Raw genomic sequence first — 17,878 nt, forward strand, 5'->3', positions numbered from 1 at the left:
GTGCTCAGCGCAGTCTCATCCGGGGGAAAACCCCACCCCCACCGTGCGGTGCGCCGTAAAGCCAATCTAAAGACCGGTCAGGGCCCGCTCATCCTCCAGCGGTACGAACCCTCCCCGGTCCGAAGTACGGAGGTTCCCCTAGGGGATCTCCACCCGCCGGTGGAGATCCCCTCAGGGTCGGCGCCACCCTGCCGCCCACCCCCCGGCGGGTGAGAAAGTGGCCCGCAGCAACCGGTGCAGGGGGAAGGAATCGCCGTGGGGACGCAGGACGCGATACGGGGCCGGGGCGCGGTACGGGGGCGGGGCGCGGTCGTCGCCGCGCTGATGCTCGCCATGGCGCTGACCGCCGTCGACTCCACGATCGTGTCGACCGCCGTCCCGCAGATCGTGGGCTCGCTCGGCGGCTTCCCGATCTTCTCCTGGCTCTTCTCCGGCTACCTCCTCGCGGCCACGGTCACCCTGCCCGTCTACGGCAAGCTCTCCGACACCTTCGGCCGCAAGCCCGTGCTCATCGCGGGCAGCGTGCTGTTCCTGCTCGGCTCGGCGCTGTGCGCCCTCGCCTGGAGCATGGAGTCGCTCATCGCCTTCCGCGTCGTCCAGGGGCTGGGCGGCGGCGCCATCCAGGGCACCGTGCAGACCCTCGCCGCCGACCTCTACCCGCTCAAGGAACGCCCCAAGATCCAGGCGAAGCTCTCCACCGTGTGGGCCACCTCCGCGGTCGCGGGCCCCGCCATCGGCGGCCTCATCGCCTCGTACGCGGACTGGCGGTGGATCTTCCTCATCAATCTGCCGATCGGCGCGGTCGCCCTCTGGCTGATCGTGCGTCACCTGCACGAACCGGCCCGCGAGACGCTCGCGCGGGGCCGCGTCGACTGGCCCGGCGCGCTCGCCGTCTTCGCCTGCGGCGGCGTCCTGCTCACCGCGCTCGTCCAGGGCGGCGTCGCCTGGGGCTGGCTCTCGGCGCCCTCCCTCGCCCTCTTCGCCACCGGCCTCGCACTGGTGGGCGCCGTCGTCCTCATCGAGCGGCGGGCCGCGGAGCCGATCATTCCCGGCTGGGTGTGGCGCAGGCGCACCATCGCCGCGGTGAACCTCGCCCTCGGCGCGCTCGGCCTGCTGATGGTCGCCCCCACGGTCTTCCTGCCGACCTACGCCCAGTCCGTGCTCGGCCTCGCGCCGATCGCCGCCGGGTTCGTGCTCTCCGTGATGATCCTGAGCTGGCCGGTCACCGCCGCGCTCAGCCAGCACGTCTACCGCAGGATCGGCTTCCGGAACACCGCGGCCGTCGGCATCTCGGCGGCGGCCCTGATCCTGCTCGCCTTCCCCCTGCTGCCCTACCCCGGAGCGGCCTGGCAGCCGGCCCTGATCATGCTGCTCCTCGGCGCGGCGCTCGGCCTCTTCCAGCTGCCGCTGATCGTCGGCGTGCAGTCCACCGTCGGCTGGGCCGAGCGCGGCACGGCGACCGCGTCCATCCTCTTCTGCCGCCAGATCGGCCAGACGCTGGGCGCCGCCCTCTTCGGCGCGGTGGCCAACGGCGTGCTGAGCGCGCGGCTCGGCGGCTCCGGATCCCTCGACTCGGTGGCGCGCGTCCTGGACGACCCCGGCTCGGTGGCGGACCCAGAGCGGCTGCGGCGGGCGGTGGACACGGCGGTCGACGCGGTCTACGTGGGCGCCGGGTGCGCCGCCGTAGTGGCCCTGCTGGTCCTGCTCTTCGTGGCACCGCGCCGCTTCCCGGTCCTCCAGGAACCACAAGAACAGGAGTCACAGCAGACACAGCAGACACACGGGTCACAGGGGGTCCAAGACGGCACCCCGGGCGACGGGCAAGAGCCGGGTGGCGATCGGGACGGGCACGGTGAACCGGCCCCCGAGCCCGACCGGTTGTCCCCTACACGGCAAAAGCCCGACGGAGCGCCCTAGGGGATATCCTCCGCCGGCGCCCGCCCCGTGAGCGCCGCGAGGCTGCCGCGTACGTGGTCCATGTGGGCCCGCACCTCGTCCCACTCCTCGCCGTGCTCCCGCAGGACCCGCTCCGTCTCCCGCGCGATCCGCTCCTCCCGCAGCCTCGCTCCCGCGACGATCTCCGCGGCCCGCGCCTGCGCGTCCTCCTGGCCGTGCCGCGCCGCCTCCTCCGCCGCGGCGAAGGCCCGTTCGACCTCGGCAAGGCGCGCCTCGGCGGCGGCGATCCGCGCCGCGTCACGTCCCTCCGACGCCGCCTCCCGCTCGGTGATCTCCCGCTCGGCCGCCTCCCACCGCTCGGCCTGCTCCTTCTCCTGCTCGGCGAGCAGCTCCTGGCACCGCCGGCGCATCTCCCGCAGGGCGGCGAGCGCCTCGCCGCGCCGCTCCTTCACGTCCCGCCGGGCGGAGATCCGGGCCTCGTCCGCCGTGGCGCGGTCCTTCAGCAGCCGCTGCCCGACCCATTCGTCGGTCTCCGCGCCCACCTCTTCGGCGTACGCGCGGGCGGCCTCCCGCACCTCACGTGCCGCGGCCCCGGCCTCCTCGGCGACGGCCCGCGCCTCGGCCCGCGCCGCCTCCCGCACGGCGTCGGCCTCCTCCTCGCCGAGCGTGAGGATCTGCCGGGCCCGCCCGCCGAGGTTGTCGTACGTCTGCGGGGCGAGCCGGGAGACCACCTCGCGCAGGTGGGCGGCCTCGGCCTCCATGTTCTTGGCGAGGACGGTCAGCCGGGCGGCGCGCTCCCACGCCTCGTCCCGTTCCTGGAAAAGTCCGGCGGCGTACGCCTCCACCTGCTGGGGACGGTAGCCGCGGCCGCGCACGGTGGTGAAGCCGTGCGGCGACGACGTTGCACCGCTGCTGCTCATCCTGGGAACCCCTCTCCGACGTACCTCGCGCGTGGAGCACGATGGGCGCACATCTTGATGGATCCAACGGAAGCACCCCTAACGCGACACTCCGCCCACTCCACAGGTCAAGGATGCGGCAATCGCGGCCGGAAGGAGGAATCAAGCGGCCGGTTCACCCTCTCCAGGTCCATATGGGCGAGACATGGGCGCGAGACGGCGAGAGATGGACGAGACATGGGCGAGCACCTCGCCACGTACGTGAGAAGGCGCCCGACCCGTCGCACAGGTCGAGCGCCTTTTTCCGTACGCCGCCGGGTCACGCCCCGGCTCCGTACCGCCCCGCTACAGCAGGCCGTCCCACATCTGCTCCAGGAGCACCGACCACCAGCTCTCCGGCGACGCGAGCGCCGCCGGGTCCAGGGCCGCGAGCTGGTTCTGGAAGTCGACGGTCCAGCGGCCCGCCTGTTCCTGGTTGAGCCCGAAGCGCAGCCGCCACATCCGGCCGAGCAGCGCCATGCACCGCGCGAACTCGGGCAGGCCCGTGTTCACGAACTGCGGCGGTACGGGGGCGCCGCCGGGGCCGGCCTCCACCGGCACCGCCACGATGTGCGCCGTCCCGTACTGGACGCAGAGCGCACGCCCGAAGTCGCTGCCCATCACCAGGTACGAGCCCGCGTCGGACGCCGGCTGCACCCCGCGTTCCTGCGCGAGCTCCGCCAGTGTCGGCACCGGCCGGCCCGGCTGGGCCTGCGCCCAAAAGAACGGCCCGAAGTCGACGGGCAGGCCCGCCACCACGAGGGTGTGCGCCACGATGTCCGGCACGCCCTGCCGCGACACCGCCCGCTGGTCGAAGCGGAACACGCCCGGGCCGAAGGCCGCGGCCAGCTCCTGCGCCACGCCCTCCGGCGGGATCGGCGGGGCGGGCGGCAGCTGCTGCAGCGGCACGCGCACGGGCGCCGGACGCGCCGGGCCGTCCGCGACCTGGTGCAACTCTCCCTGGTGCGCGATCAGTTCCCGCATGCCCTGCTGGCGGGACGCGTGGTCCCTGCCGTACGGGGCGATGGACGTGATCCGCGCCTGCGGCCAGGTCTCGCGGATCATGCGGGCGCAGTACGCGCCCGGCAGCTCGCAGGACTCCAGCTCGGTGTGGAGCTCCAGGACCTGCTGCGGGGGCACGTTCATGCCGCGCAGCTCGTGCAGGATCTGCCACTCCGGGTGCGGGGTGCCGGGCGCCGAGCGGCGGATGAGCTGCTGCTCGGAGCCGTCGGCCGCGCGGTAGCGCAGCACGGCCTGGTAGCCGGGGCCCACGGTGGGCTGACCGGTGGGCGGCTGCGGGTAGCCGTACGGCTGTCCGGGCGGGCCGGGCTGTACGGGCGCGGGGGGCGGCGGCATGCCGGGCCCACCCGGACCGCCGACCGCGGGACCGGCCAGCATCGTCGCGGCGTGGTGGACGCCGCCGCCGGGGGGGCCGGGGGGTTGGGGGGCGCCGGGAGCACCGGGAGGTCCGGGAGGCTGCGGGGCACCGGGAGCGCCGGGAGGGCCCGGAGGCTGCGGCGCGCCGGGCGGCTTGATCCCACCCGGACCACCGAGACTCGGGTCGGCGAACATCGTCGCGGCATGGTGCACACCACCGGGAGGCGTACCGGGCGTACCGGGCGCGCCGGGGGGCCCGGGAGGCTGCGGCGCACCGGGCGGACCAGGAGGCTGCGGCGCCCCGGGAGGCTGAGGCGCACCCGGCGGCAGTCCCACCCGGACCACCGAGACTCGGGTCGGCGAACATCGTCGCGGCATGGTGCACACCACCGGGAGGCGTACCGGGCGCGCCGGGCGGCCCGGGAGGCTGCGGCGCACCGGGCGGACCAGGAGGCTGCGGCGCCCCGGGAGGCTGAGGCGCACCCGGCGGCTTGATCCCACCCGGACCACCGAGACTCGGGTCGGCGAACATCGTCGCGGCATGGTGCACACCACCGGGAGGCGTACCGGGCGCGCCGGGCGGCCCGGGAGGCTGCGGCGCACCGGGCGGACCAGGAGGCTGCGGCGCCCCGGGAGGCTGAGGCGCACCCGGCGGCTTGATCCCACCCGGACCACCGAGACTCGGGTCGGCGAACATCGTCGCGGCATGGTGCACACCACCGGGAGGCGTACCGGGCGCGCCGGGCGGCCCGGGGGGCCCAGGCGGCTGCGGCGCACCGGGAGCCGCGGCGCGGTACGGCTGTCCGTCCGGGCCGAGGGAGGAGACGAGCTGCGTCGGGACGTACCCACCGGCAGGAGTACCGGGGGCGCCGGGCCCGGACGGAGGCGGCGGCGTCGCACCGGGCGGCCCCACCGGCGGCGGAGTCGCCCCACCGACGACACCGGGCCCCTGCGGATACCCGTACGCGGAGGCATCGGCCCCCGGCGGCGGAACCGGCGAACCAGCGGGCGGCTGCGGCGAGTTGCCGTCGGCACCCGGCGCAACGGGCGCACCCTGCGGATAGCCATACGCGGAAGCATCAGCCCCCGACGCCGACGGAACCGGCGAACCAGCGGACGGCTGCGCCGCGTTCACCCCAGCGGCACCCGGCGCACCCTGCGGATACCCGTACGCGGAAGCATCGGGCCCCGGCGGCGGAACCGGCGAACCAGCGGGCGGCTGCGGCGAGTTGCCGTCGACAGCACCCGAAGCGCCCGAAGCGCCGGGCACACCCACCGCACCCTGCGGCCCCGCCGCACCGGGCCCCTGCGGATAGCCGTACGCCGAAGCGCCACCCCCCGGCGGCGGAGGCGTCGGCGCGCCGGTGGGCGAGGGCGGAGCCGCCGGTAAGCGGACGGCGCGGGCGTGGCCGGGCCGTCCAGGGCCGGGGCGATCGCCGTGGCGGGCAGATGGCTGCCGCCGTGCATCAGCGCCGTCTTGGCGTCCGGCGCGACACCGGGCGGCGGGGTGTCGTCCTCGCCCAGCGAGGACAGCGGCGGCGAGAACACCGTCGCGGGCAGCGGCACCGAATGGTCCTCGGCCGGGTCGGCGTTGGTGTCCGTACCGGCCCACGGCGTCGCCCCCGCGGGCGTGCCCGCCGACGTGGCGGCCAGGCTGTCGTCCCACGCGGGCTCGTCGTCATCGCCCTGACCACCGGCCTCGGGCCACGGCGTGCCGCCACCGGGAGCGGCGGGAGGCAGGGGCGCCCCGGCGTCCGTGGGAGCCGGCGGCGCCGGACTCCCGGCACCGGAGGCCTCCCCGGCCCCCGCCCCCGTACCCGCAGCCGAATCCGAATCCGAATCCGCAGCGGACGTACCCGAACGGCGGTCCGGGATGCCCATCTTGTCCGCCGCCTCCTGGAGCCACTCCGGAGGACTCAGCAAGAACGACGTCTGATTCAGGTCGACCCGCTCCACAGGCGGCGGCGCCGCGTCCTGCGGTGCCGCGTCCGGCAGGCCGTACTCCTCCTCGTACCGGCGGATCACCTCACCCACGGGAAGCGAGGGCCACAGCGTGGCCTCGCCGCTGTCCCGCGCGATGACGAGCCGCTGGGCGCCGCCGTCCGACACCGGACCGTCCTGGCGGTCCTCGGCCCAGACGACGAACCCGAGATCGAACTCCCGCACCCGCACCTCGCGGTGCTGGTAGCCCGGCACATCGCCGTTGATCCACTCTTCGGCGCGCTCCTGCGCCTGCGCGAAGGTCACCATCGCCTAGTCACTCCCCAGCCGAGGACACGGGAACGGCGCGCGCGAAGCCGCCGTCCACCATCAGATTCGCCACGGTCTCCAGCTCCGGCGGATTGCCCGCGAGCCGGGCCAGGAACGCGTCGAAGTCGTCACCGCACGGCAGCAGCAACCGCTGCACGCGCTCCGCGGGCGGCCACGCGGCCGCCTCCGAGACGTCGCGCACGTCGTCGTACGCGCAGAACCACACCGAACCGGCTCGCTCGCCCTTGACCTTCACCGCGAGCAGCCCGCCCTGCACGAAGCCGACGCACAGGTAGTCCTTGGTGAGATGGTCGCGCAGGCACTTGTTGACGTACACCAGGTCATTGACGGCGGCCTCGTCGCGCACCGTGAAGAACGGCTGGTCCACCAGCAGCCCCAACTCGGCGTCGAGCGCCGCGCCGACCGGCGCGCAACCGCCCGCAGCCTTCAGGAACGAACGGTAGGCACCCGGCAGTCGGTACCCCAGGTCCTCCTCGACGCCCTGCACCTGCTGCTCGGTCACCGCGACCGACGTCTTCGGCAGGGCGAAGTGCGCGGGCCGCGTCTCCTGGAGCGGGCGCGTCCCCCGCTTCTCGTGATCCACGGCCGTCGTCGCGATCCCGCCGTGATGCCGGAGCAACGCCTTCACCTCGACCGGCACCAGCTCGAGCCTGCGGCTGCCCGGCACGTGGTGCCAGGTCCAGCCGTGCGGAGTCGCCACGGCGGGAATCGTGTCCCACAGGTCATGGCCGTCCGCGGCCAGTGCCGCGTTCGCCGACACGTAGTCCGTCAGGCGCAGTTCATCGACACCGAAGCCCTCCGGGGGCTCCGCGATCTCGGCGGCGGCCCGGGCGTAGGCCGAGAAGTCCGGATAGCCCCGCTCATCCACCCGCACCCCTCTGGGATGGCGGGCGGCGCGGACCGGATCCGGGAAGTGCACGACCTGCCCGGCGTAGGCCGCGTTCGGCGGCGCGGACTGCTGCCCCAGCCGACCTGTCGTCATGGCGGTTGCCCCCTGCGGCACTGTGAAGGTTCTGATGCTGCTTCTGCTTCTGCTTCTGCTTCTGCTTCTGCGAATGCTGGTTCCGCGGATTCTCGGTCCCGCGGGTGCCGACACAGCCTATGCGTAAGGACGACACGGGTCACCGGGCCTCCGGTTCCATGACCAGCAGCCACCGGACGGTCACCGTGCGGCGAAACCGCTTCAAAGCCAGGCGTGTCGCAGTGCCCCAGCTTCCGCATCACCCGCCCCGTTTGACAGGCTGTCCCCCGCGACGCGGGGGCGTGGCACAGCGGTGACGGCCGCGAGCAGGGGGAGGGACAACAGCACGATGCACACGGCACAGAGCGGCACGACCGGTCAGACGCTGTCCACGACGGCGGCCACCACGCCATCCACGGCGAGATCCGCCGCCGTCGAGGCGGCGGCCGCCTCCGGCGACCCACGCGTCGGCTGGAGCAGTACCGCCGCCCTCGCGCCCATCCTGCGCCAGCGCCGCGACGGCATCCTGCCGACCGTCGCCGCCGCGCTCTCCGTACGCGGCCAGACCACGCTCACCTGCACCGCGGGCCGCGGCGAGGAACCACCCGCGCTGCACCCGCTCGTCCAGGACTTCCTCGACACCCTCACCAGCGGCCAGCGCGAACGCTTCACCGGCCGCTGCGCCGAGGCCATCCTCATCTCGCGCCATCTCACGGCGGCGGACGCGAGCCGCTCCAAGCGGGCCGCGCGCAAGCCCATGACCAACGGCGAGGCCCGCAAGGCCCTCAAGCACGCCAGACTCACCACGCGCCGGATCCGCGAGGACGGCGACCCCCTGCACGGCTCCTTCGCGCCGCTCTGCCGCTCCTGTACCGCCCTCACGGCGCACTTCGGCGTACGGGTCGTGGACCCGACGGCGACCGGAGCCTGACCGTCGCCCGTCCACGCCCCCCCCGACCGCCACGACCGCCCCGACCGAACAAGGGCCACCCCATGCACGCCGACCACAGCACCGCCACCGCCGTCCCTGCGGGCGGCAGCACCCGCTTCCCCGTCCCCGTCGACGCCGCCCTGCGCGCGGCCGGCTGGCGGCCGGGACACTGGGACATCAAGCAGGCCGAGATCTGGGCCGACGTCCTGCGCCGCCACACCTCACCCGCCGGACACCGCCACGCCGTCTTCCCCGCCGCCGTCGAGGCCTGGGCGGAATTCGGCGGGCTGCACATCACCCCGCAGGGCCCCGGCCGCCAGATAGCCCCGGCCACCATCCACCTCGACCCGATGTACGGCCTCCACCTCGCCCGCACCCTCGGTGACCTCGGCCGCGCCCTCGACTCCGAGGTGTGCCCCATCGGCGAGGAGACGGACACCCAGGCGCTGCTCGCCATCGACGCCGACGGCCGCGTGTACAGCCTCGACCACAGCGGCGACTGGTTCCTCGGCGCCCACCTCGACCAGGCCCTGGCCACCCTGATCACCGGCGCCCAGCCAACCCGACTCTCAGCAACCTGACCCCCAGCGGTCCGCAACGAGCCCGTTCCCGGCGCCCGCAGTCGAACGTGGGCCCGAGGGAGGCCATGAGCCGACACCGGCCCGCAGTCGCCAGTCGGCCCGAGGGGACGTGGGGGTATGTGCGCGCGGAGCACAGTGGTGGTCATAAGGGCCCCGAAGCAGCAAATCGCCCGCGCCAAGATGGCGAGCACGGACATACCCCCGCGGCCCCGCCCCCAAGACGCACCCCAGGCGCCCCGCGGCACCGCCCCTACCCCACCCCCGGAACCGCCGCCGGCAACACCGCCGACACGCGGAAACCGCCCCCGTCCGTCGGCCCCGACACGAAGACTCCGCCGAGCCCCGTGACCCGCTCCTTCATGCCCACCAGGCCGTTGCCGCCGCTCGGCAGCCGCGCATCCGTCGTCGAGCCGGGCTCCGGCGGCGGTTCGTTCTCCACCTGCATCGCGATCTCCGCAGCCCGGTGCGCGAGCCGCACATACGTCTTCGCGCCCGCCGCGTGCTTGTGGACGTTGGTCAACGCCTCCTGCACCACGCGGTACGCCGTCTGCTCCACATCGGCGGCATAGCCACGCGGCTCCCCCTCCACCGACAGGTCCACCGCCATGCCCGCGGCCCGCGACTGCCCCACCAGCTCGTCCAGCTCCGCCAGGCACGGACCGTCCTCGTCCACCGCACGGGACGCCGCGGCCGCCGCCGCGTACCCCACGGCGGCCAACGGCACCGGCTCCACCGGCTGCGCGCGCCCGCCGCCGTCGCCCGTACGCAGTACCCCGAGCATCTCCCGCAGCTCCGTCAGCGCCTGCCGGCCCATGTCACCGACCAGCGCCGCGTTCTTCACCGCCTTCTCCGGGTCCTTCCTCGCCACCGCCTGCAACGCCGCCGCGTGCACCACCATCAGACTCACCCGGTGCGCCACCACGTCGTGCATCTCGCGGGCGATCCGCGTCCGCTCCTCGCCCCGCGCCCACTCCGCGCGCTCCTCCGCCCGCTCGGCAAGGAGCTGAAGCTCCCGCTCCAGATCGTCCGCCCGCTCCCGCAGGCTCTCCATCAGCCGCCGCCGCGCCCCCACATACAGCCCGAGCAGCACCGGCGGAGCCGTGACGCCGATCGCCGCGGCCACCGCGAAGAACGGCACGAACTCGCTGCCGATCGGCGGATGCGCCCCCTCCTCCGCGAGATCCCGGCTGGCCCGCACCAGCGCGACGATCAGCGTCCCCGCCATCGACATGGCCGCGAGCGCGCCCGTGATCCGGCGCGGCAGCTCCGAGGCCGCCAGCGAGTACAGGCCGACGATCGTCAGCAGAAAGCCCATCTGGGCGGGCGTGATCGCGATGGCTATCAGCACCACGGCGACGGGCCAGCGGCGGCGGAAGAGCAGCGAGGAGCCCGCGAGCACCCCGAAGCCGACACCCACGGCCGTCGGCAGCCCCGCGTCCTTCGCGAACGCGATCCCCTCGGCCCCGCACTCCGCCGCGGACACCGCCGCGAGCCCCACATCCAACGCGGCCCCGAGCCGCCTCTCCCACCACCACGGCCCGGTCAAGGCCGCGGTGTGGTCGTCCCCCGTCGTGGTCATGCCTTCCAGCGTACGGGCGTTCCTCCCCGGTTTTCCGGTGAGTTTCCGGTGCGGTGATCCAGCCGCCGGGTCCCGGTGCCGACGAGCCGCCCGTGATCCACGCCGGGCAAAGTGCCGATCTCCACCGTCGCGTCGAAGGGCCTTGGTACGGCATAGTGTTGGGGGCCGACTCGGCAACCTGACCGGATGTCCGGTTTAGTCGAGTTTCATCCCCCATGGTGTAATCAGGCAGCACTGCGGTTTTTGGTACCGTCTGTTCAGGTTCGAATCCTGATGGGGGAGCTGCACTTTTAGTCGGGTCCTGACCGCCACGGTCAGGACCCGCCCCCATTTCCGCCCCCCTACGCCCCGGTATCCTGCGGATGTCCACCCCACCCAGGCACCCCAAGCCATCCGAAGCCGAAGGGCACCCCCGTGAGCGCAACCTGCCCGGCAGCCGTCGTCGTCCTCGCAGCGGGTGAGGGCACCCGCATGAAGTCGGACCTGCCCAAGGTCCTGCACGAGATCAGCGGCCGTTCCCTCATCGGGCACGTGCTGCACGCCGCCTCCGCGCTCTCGCCCGAGCAGCTCGTCACCGTCGTCGGCTTCCAGAGCGACCAGGTCCGCGAGCACCTCGGCGCCATCGCGCCGCAGGTCCGCACCGCCTACCAGGCCGAGCAGAACGGCACGGGACACGCCGTCCGCATCGGCCTCGAAGAGCTCGGCGGCTCCGTAGAGGGCACCGTCATCGTCGTCTGCGGCGACACCCCGCTGCTGACCGGCGCCACGCTCCAGAAGCTCGCCGCCACCCACACCGGCGAGGGCAACGCCGTGACCGTGCTGACCGCCGAGGTGCCGGACGCGACCGGCTACGGCCGCATCGTGCGCGACGGCGTGAACGGCGCGGTCACCGCGATCGTCGAGCACAAGGACGCCACCGAGTCGCAGCGCGCCATCCGCGAGATCAATTCCGGAGTCTTCGCCTTCGACGGCCGGCTGCTCGCGGAAGCCCTCGGCAAGGTCCGCACGGACAACAGCCAGGGCGAGGAGTACCTCACGGACGTGCTGGGGATCCTGCGCGAGGCCGGGCACCGGGTCGGCGCGTCGGTCGCGGAGGACCACCAGGAGATCGCGGGCATCAACAACCGCGTCCAACTCGCCGAGGCCCGCCGGACGTTGAACGACCGGCTGCTCACGGCGGCGATGCTCGACGGCGTCACCGTCGTCGACCCGGCCTCGACGTGGGTCGACGCGACCGTCACCTTCGAGCGGGACGCCGTCGTGCACCCGGGTACGCAACTGCACGGCGCCACGCATCTGGGCAAGGGCGCCGAGGTGGGGCCGAACACGCGGCTGACGGACACGAAGGTGGGCCCGGGGGCCCGGGTCGACAACAGCGTCGCGAACGGCGCGGAGATCGGGGAGCGGGCGAACGTCGGCCCGTTCGCGTATCTGCGGCCGGGCACCCGGCTTGGAGTGCGGGCCAAGGCGGGTACGTATGTGGAGATGAAGAACGCGACGATCGGTGACGGCTCGAAGGTGCCGCACCTGTCGTACGTGGGTGACGCGACGATCGGTGAGCACTCCAACATCGGCGCCGCGAGCGTCTTCGTGAACTACGACGGCGAGGCGAAGCACCACACCACGGTGGGGTCCCACTGCCGGACCGGCTCGGACAACATGTTTGTGGCTCCTGTCACGGTCGGGGACGGTGCCTACACCGCCGCCGGGTCCGTGATCACGAAGGACGTGCCGGCGGGTTCGCTGGCCGTCGCCCGGGGCCAGCAGCGGAATATCGAGGGCTGGGTGGCCCGCAAGCGTCCGGGGAGCGCGGCCGCGAAGGCGGCCGAGGCGGCATCCCGGAAGGCGGACGGCGCAAGCTGACCGGAAACAGGTGCGCCTGACACGGCGTACCGTGATAGGTGCACACATTCGGCCGACTCGTCGCATCGGGACGCGTGAGTACGGCAGCGGGAAGAACTCTCTGAGGAGACAGTGCTGTGACCGGGATCAAGACGACCGGCGAGAAGAAGTTGATGCTCTTCTCCGGCCGCGCCCACCCCGAGTTGGCCGAGGAGGTCGCACACAAGCTGGGTGTCGGCATCGTGCCGACGAAGGCCTTCGATTTCGCCAACGGCGAGATCTACGTCCGCTACCAGGAGTCGGCGCGTGGCGCCGACTGCTTCTTGATCCAGAGCCACACCGCTCCGATCAACAAGTGGATCATGGAGCAGCTGATCATGATCGACGCGCTGAAGCGCGCGTCGGCCCGCTCCATCACCGTCATCGTGCCGTTCTACGGTTACGCCCGCCAGGACAAGAAGCACCGCGGGCGTGAACCGATCTCGGCGCGCATGGTCGCCGACCTGATGAAGACCGCGGGCGCGGACCGCATCCTCACGGTCGACCTGCACACGGACCAGATCCAGGGCTTCTTCGACGGCCCGGTGGACCACCTCTTCGCGCTGCCGATCCTCGCGGACTACGTGGGCGCGAAGGTCGACCGCACGAAGCTGACCGTCGTCTCCCCCGACGCGGGCCGCGTGCGCGTCGCCGACCGCTGGTGCGACCGTCTGGGCGCGCCGCTGGCGATCGTCCACAAGCGCCGCGACAAGGACGTCGCGAACCAGGTCACCGTCCACGAGGTCGTCGGTGAGGTGCAGGGCCGCGTGTGCGTCCTGGTCGACGACATGATCGACACGGGTGGCACGATCTGCGCCGCCGCCGACGCGCTGTTCGCGCACGGCGCGGAGGACGTCATCGTGACGGCGACGCACGGTGTGCTGTCCGGTCCGGCCGCCGACCGCCTGAAGAACTCGAAGGTCAGCGAGTTCGTGTTCACGGACACGCTGCCGACGCCGGGCGAGCTGGAGCTCGACAAGATCACGGTGCTGTCGATCGCGCCGACGATCGCGAACGCGGTGCGCGAGGTCTTCGAGGACGGTTCGGTGACGAGCCTCTTCGAGGAGCAGTAAAGATCCTTTTGGGTGTGGCCTCCCGGCCGAGTAGACTGCTGAAGTTGCTCGGCGAGGGAGGCCTCACCTTTTTGGTGGGGCGGTCCGTTATCGACGCGCTCTTCGTAGCAGGCCAGTCGTATGGCCGGGTAACCCCATCCGACACCTGTTGTACGAGGAGTGCACATGTCCGAGGTCAAGATCTCCGCCGAGGTCCGTACGGAGTTCGGCAAGGGCGCTTCGCGCCGCGTCCGCCGCGAGAACAAGGTTCCCGGCGTCCTCTACGGCCACGGTGCCGACCCGGTCCACCTGACCCTGCCGGGCCACGAGCTGCTGCTCGCCCTGCGTACCCCGAACGTCCTGATCTCCCTGGACGTCGACGGCAAGACCCAGCTGGCCATCCCGAAGGCCGTGCAGCGTGACGCCCTCCGTCAGGGCATCCTGAAGCACGTCGACCTGCTGCTCGTGCGCAGCGGCGAGAAGGTCACGGTCGAGATCCCGGTCCACACCGAGGGCGAGCTGGCCCCGGGCAGCAACCTGCTCGAGCACGTGCTGAACACGCTGCCGGTCGAGGCCGAGGCGACGCACATCCCGACCGAGGTCACCGTCTCCATCGCGGGACTGGACGCCGGTGCGTCCATCCTCGCCAAGGACATCCCGCTGCCCGCCGGCTCCAAGCTGGCGATCGACGAGGACGCGGTCGTCATCCAGGTCCTGGCCGCGCAGGCCGAGGAGGCCCCGGCCGAGGGTGCCGAGGGCGACGCGTCCGCCGAGGCCTGATCCTCGCGACGCACATCCGGCACGGCAGCCGCCGCTCCTTCGGGGGCGGCGGCTGCCGCGTATGAAGGAGACACGCACGTGACGACCGACGCCAACGCCCCCTGGCTGATCGCGGGCCTCGGCAACCCCGGCCCCGAGTACGCCATGAACCGCCACAACGTGGGTTTCATGGTGGCCGACCTGCTGGCGCAGCGCATGGGCGGCAAGTTCAAGCGGGCCGCGAAGGCGCAGGCCCAGGTGGTGGAGGGCAGGATCGGGGCGCCGGGTCCGGCGAGCCGCCGGGTGATCCTGGTGAAGCCCATGTCGTACATGAACGTCTCGGGTGGTCCGGTGACGGCGCTGCGTGACTTCTACAAGGTGCCGACGGAGCACATCGTCGCCGTCCATGACGAGCTGGACATCGACTACGGCACGCTGCGGCTGAAGCTGGGCGGTGGCGACAACGGCCACAACGGTCTGAAGTCGATGACGAAGGCGATGGGTCCGGACTACCACCGGGTGCGGTTCGGGATCGGGCGGCCGCCGGGGCGGATGCAGGTCGCGGACTTCGTCCTGAAGGACTTCTCGTCGACGGAGCGCAAGGAGCTGGACTATCTCGTGGACAGGGCGGCCGACGCGGTCGAGGCCCTGATCATCGAGGGCCTCGACCGCGCCCAGAGCACGTACAACTCCTGAGGAGCGTCCCGAAGGGGCGCGGGGAACTGCGCGACCAGCCCCCACGCGCCCGCAGAACGTCAGCCGGTGTTCCGCAACCCCGCTGCCACACCGTTCACGGTGAGAAGCAGCGCCCGCGCGAGCAACGGATCGGACTCCTGGCCGGCGGCCACCGCGTCCCGCTGCCGCTTGAGCAGCGCGACCTGGAGATACGAGATCGGGTCCAGGTAGGCATCGCGGATCGCGAAGGTCTGCCGCAACGCCGGGTGCGACCCGAGGAGTTCGTCTTCACCCGTGACGCGCAGGACCTCGCGGACGGTCAGCTCGTGCTCTTCCTCGATCATGGCGAAGACGTGCTTGAGCTCGTCCGGCACGAGGGTGTCCACGTAGTGCCTGGCGATCCTCAGGTCCGTCTTCGCGAGCGTCATCTCGACGTTGGAGATGAAGTTGCGGAAGAAGTGCCAGTGCTCGTGCATCTCGTCGAGCACGGTGTCAAGACCGGCCTCGCGCAGCGCCTTGAGGCCGGAGCCGACACCGAACCAGCCGGGCACGATCTGCCGGGACTGGGTCCAGCCGAAGACCCACGGGATGGCCCGCAGGCCGTCGAGCGAGACGCCCGAGCCGGGGCGGCGGGACGGCCGGGAGCCGAGGTGCAGGTCGGCGAGCTGGTCGACCGGCGTCGACGCGAGGAAGTACGTCGGCAGGTCCGGGTCCTCGACCAGGCGCCGGTACGCGGAGTGCGCGGCGTCCGAGACGACGTCCATGGCGGCGTCCCAGCGGGCGAGGGCCTCGTCGGACTGGCGCGGCGCGGTGTGCAGGGCGGAGGCCTGGAGCGTCGCCGCGACGGTCAGTTCGAGGTTCTCGCGGGCCAGGGACGGCACGAGGTACTTGTCGGAGATGACCTCGCCCTGCTCGGTCACCTTGATCTCGCCCTCCAGGGTGCCCCAGGGCTGGGCGAGGATCGCGTCGTGCGAGGGGCCGCCGCCGCGGCCGACGGTGCCGCCGCGGCCGTGGAAGAGGCGCAGCCGTACGCCGTACCGGTGCGCGACGTCACGCAGCCGCCGCTGCGCCCGGTGGATCTCCCACTGGCTCGTGGTGATGCCGCCGAACTTGGAGGAGTCGGAGTACCCGAGCATGACCTCCTGCACGTCACCGCGGAGCGCGACCAGCCTGCGGTACGACGGGTCGGCGAGCATCTCGTCGAGGATGACGTCGGCGGCGCGCAGCTCGTCGGTGGTCTCCAGGAGCGGCACGATGCCGATCTTCGCCCAGCCGCCGTGCAGGTCGATCAGACCGGCCTCGCGGGCGAGGACGGCGGCGGCGAAGACGTCGTCGGCGCCCTGGCACATCGAGATGATGTACGACTCGACGACCTCGGGGCCGAAGACTTCGAGGGCCTTCTTGACGGTGAGGAAGACGCCGAGGGTCTTCTCGCCGGCGGCGTCGAGCGGTGCCGGGGACGGCGCGAGCGGGCGCCGGGAGCGGAGCTCCTTGGCGAGCAGCTTCTGGCGGTACTCGCGGGGCATGTCCGTGTAGCGCCAGGACTCCTCACCGAGGCGGTCGAACAGCTGACCGAGCGCGTGGTGGTGGGCGTCGGCGTGCTCGCGTACGTCCATGGTGGCCAGCTGGAGGCCGAAGGCGGCGAGCGTGCGGATGGTGCGGTTCATCCGGCCGTCGGCGAACAGGGCGCCCTTGTGCTCGCGCAGCGACGTCTGGATGAGCGTCAGGTCGTCCAGCAGCTCGCTCGTGCCGAGGTAGTCGCGGCCGGGCTCGTGGGCGGTGCCCCTGGCGAGGCGCTGCTTGGTGTTCTCCAGCTTCTGCCGGATGCAGGTGGCCTTGAGGCGGTACGGCTCCTCGGCGTTGAGCCGCTTGTAGCGGGGGCTGATCTCGGGCAGCCGCTCCAGGTCGCCCTGGAGGGAGGCCTTCAGCTCGTCGGTGGCGCCGGTGTAGCGGATGGAGTTGGAGAGGAAGCCGCGCAGCTCGTCGATCATGTCGAGCGCGTCGTTGATGCCGTGCTCGTGCTGGAGGATCAGGACGTCCCAGGTGACGGCGGGCGTCACGTTGGGGTTGCCGTCGCGGTCGCCGCCGATCCAGGTGCCGAAGCTGAGGGGGCGGGTGCCTTCGGGCAGCTGGACGCCGACGCGCTCCAGCTCGGCGGTGAGGTCTTCGAGTACGTCCCCGACGGCACCGGCGTGCAGCTCGTCGAGGTAGTAGATGGCGTTGCGGGCCTCGTCGGCGGGCTCGGGGCGGACCACGCGCAGCTCGTCGGTCTGCCAGACGAGGTCGATGTTCTCGGCCAGGCGGGTGTCGTGGCGGCGCCGGTCGGAGTCGATGACCGGGGTCTCCAGGAGCTCGGCGACGCGGCGGAGCTTGTTGAGGACCGAGCGGCGGGCGGCCTCGGTGGGGTGCGCGGTGAAGACGGGCCGCACGTTGAGGTGCTGCACGGTCTGGCGCAGGTGGTCGGGGTCGGCGTCCTTGAGGCGGTCCGCGGTGCGGGCGAGGAGACCGCCCTCGGCGGCGCGCCGGGCACGCAGCTCGCGGCCGCGGTGGACCTGCTCCGTGACATTCGCCAGATGGAAGTACGTGGAGAAGGCGCGGACCAGCTTGGCCGCGGTCTCCAGTTCCGTGCCGCCGAGCAGCTTGGCGGCGGCCTCGCCGTCCTCGCGCGTCAGGCGGCGGACCTTCTCGACCAGTTCGAGTAGTTCGGGACCCTCCTGGCGTACGAGGGTCTCGCCCAGCAGGTCGCCGAGGCGGCGGATGTCGGCGCGCAGCTCGGTGCTGGCTGTACGGGTGGCCTGGCGGCCCTGGTCGTCGGCACTGCTCACAGGTGCGGCTCCTTGCAGTGTTTGAAGCACGTCTGGGAGGGGTCCCGGTAAGGATCCGGGGAGATTCAGAGCGGACCGCGCTGTCCGACCGGTTCCAAGGATATGTGTCACTCCGCGGCACGGAAGTTTCGGCCACTTGCCGAGACGCGCCG

General features: G+C 72.5%; 11 protein-coding genes, 1 tRNA gene and 1 pseudogene. 8 read left to right on the forward strand and 5 right to left on the reverse strand.

From position 1 onward, the window contains the following. The first annotated feature begins 255 nt into the window (after positions 1-255). The gene (locus KKZ08_RS15880) at positions 256-1,917 is read left to right on the forward strand and encodes an MDR family MFS transporter (protein WP_223775073.1); all 1,662 of its coding nucleotides are present in this window, start codon (positions 256-258) and stop codon (positions 1,915-1,917) included. On the opposite strand, the gene KKZ08_RS15885 is transcribed toward KKZ08_RS15880, so the two are convergent. The 3 genes and pseudogenes from KKZ08_RS15885 to KKZ08_RS15895 all read right to left on the reverse strand — a co-directional run bounded on the left by KKZ08_RS15885 (position 1,914) and on the right by KKZ08_RS15895 (position 7,464). Further along, positions 1,914-2,816, reverse strand: a complete 903-nt coding sequence (locus KKZ08_RS15885) for a cellulose-binding protein (protein WP_223775074.1) — start codon at positions 2,814-2,816, stop codon at positions 1,914-1,916. The two genes, KKZ08_RS15880 and KKZ08_RS15885, sit on opposite strands and share 4 nt — an antisense overlap. 324 nt (positions 2,817-3,140) lie before the next feature. Continuing rightward, positions 3,141-6,461: pseudogene (locus KKZ08_RS15890) on the reverse strand (SUKH-4 family immunity protein). Positions 6,462-6,468: 7 nt separating this feature from the next. After that, on the reverse strand, positions 6,469-7,464 hold the full coding sequence (locus tag KKZ08_RS15895) for an SMI1/KNR4 family protein (RefSeq protein WP_223775075.1): 996 nt from the start codon (positions 7,462-7,464) through the stop codon (positions 6,469-6,471). A 328-nt stretch (positions 7,465-7,792) separates the two neighbouring features. Here KKZ08_RS15895 and KKZ08_RS15900 point away from each other — a divergent pair, with 328 nt between their 5' ends. Beyond that, positions 7,793-8,374 carry a YwqJ-related putative deaminase gene (locus KKZ08_RS15900; protein WP_223775076.1) on the forward strand — a complete coding sequence of 194 codons (582 nt, stop codon included), beginning with the start codon at positions 7,793-7,795 and terminating at the stop codon, positions 8,372-8,374. Positions 8,375-8,436: 62 nt separating this feature from the next. Next, a complete protein-coding gene (locus tag KKZ08_RS15905) occupies positions 8,437-8,955 on the forward strand; it encodes an SUKH-3 domain-containing protein (RefSeq protein WP_223775077.1) in 519 nt (172 codons plus the stop codon). 250 nt (positions 8,956-9,205) lie between these two features. Here the strand turns inward: KKZ08_RS15905 and KKZ08_RS15910 are convergent, their stop codons facing one another. Beyond that, positions 9,206-10,534, reverse strand: coding sequence for a histidine kinase (locus KKZ08_RS15910; RefSeq protein ID WP_223775078.1), 1,329 nt, complete (start codon positions 10,532-10,534; stop codon positions 9,206-9,208). A 209-nt stretch (positions 10,535-10,743) separates the two neighbouring features. Here KKZ08_RS15910 and KKZ08_RS15915 point away from each other — a divergent pair. The 5 genes from KKZ08_RS15915 to pth all read left to right on the forward strand — a co-directional run bounded on the left by KKZ08_RS15915 (position 10,744) and on the right by pth (position 14,922). Further along, a tRNA-Gln gene (locus KKZ08_RS15915) sits at positions 10,744-10,816 on the forward strand. Between the two features lie 132 nt (positions 10,817-10,948). Next, positions 10,949-12,397, forward strand: coding sequence for a bifunctional UDP-N-acetylglucosamine diphosphorylase/glucosamine-1-phosphate N-acetyltransferase GlmU (gene glmU / locus KKZ08_RS15920; RefSeq protein WP_223775079.1), 1,449 nt, complete (start codon positions 10,949-10,951; stop codon positions 12,395-12,397). Positions 12,398-12,513: 116 nt separating this feature from the next. Further along, the gene (locus KKZ08_RS15925) at positions 12,514-13,488 is read left to right on the forward strand and encodes a ribose-phosphate diphosphokinase (RefSeq protein WP_223775080.1); all 975 of its coding nucleotides are present in this window, start codon (positions 12,514-12,516) and stop codon (positions 13,486-13,488) included. 165 nt (positions 13,489-13,653) lie between these two features. Beyond that, entirely contained in the window at positions 13,654-14,247 is a 594-nt protein-coding gene (locus KKZ08_RS15930; RefSeq protein ID WP_223775081.1) for a 50S ribosomal protein L25/general stress protein Ctc, read from the forward strand. 78 nt (positions 14,248-14,325) lie between these two features. Then, on the forward strand, positions 14,326-14,922 hold the full coding sequence (gene pth / locus KKZ08_RS15935) for an aminoacyl-tRNA hydrolase (protein WP_223775082.1): 597 nt from the start codon (positions 14,326-14,328) through the stop codon (positions 14,920-14,922). Between the two features lie 59 nt (positions 14,923-14,981). On the opposite strand, the gene ppc is transcribed toward pth, so the two are convergent. Further along, entirely contained in the window at positions 14,982-17,726 is a 2,745-nt protein-coding gene (gene ppc / locus KKZ08_RS15940) for a phosphoenolpyruvate carboxylase (RefSeq protein ID WP_223775083.1), read from the reverse strand. Positions 17,727-17,878 lie beyond the last annotated feature (152 nt).

This window comes from Streptomyces sp. 135, assembly GCF_020026305.1.
GTDB lineage: Bacteria > Actinomycetota > Actinomycetes > Streptomycetales > Streptomycetaceae > Streptomyces.

Bases quoted from the DNA above. Each gene is read 5' to 3' on its own strand.
- KKZ08_RS15885 (WP_223775074.1), bottom strand. From the start codon at position 2,816: ATGAGCAGCAGCGGTGCAACGTCGTCGCCGCACGGCTTCACCACCGTG.
- KKZ08_RS15895 (WP_223775075.1), bottom strand. From the start codon at position 7,464: ATGACGACAGGTCGGCTGGGGCAGCAGTCCGCGCCGCCGAACGCGGCC.
- KKZ08_RS15900 (WP_223775076.1), top strand. From the start codon at position 7,793: ATGCACACGGCACAGAGCGGCACGACCGGTCAGACGCTGTCCACGACG.
- KKZ08_RS15905 (WP_223775077.1), top strand. From the start codon at position 8,437: ATGCACGCCGACCACAGCACCGCCACCGCCGTCCCTGCGGGCGGCAGC.
- KKZ08_RS15910 (WP_223775078.1), bottom strand. From the start codon at position 10,534: ATGACCACGACGGGGGACGACCACACCGCGGCCTTGACCGGGCCGTGG.
- KKZ08_RS15930 (WP_223775081.1), top strand. From the start codon at position 13,654: ATGTCCGAGGTCAAGATCTCCGCCGAGGTCCGTACGGAGTTCGGCAAG.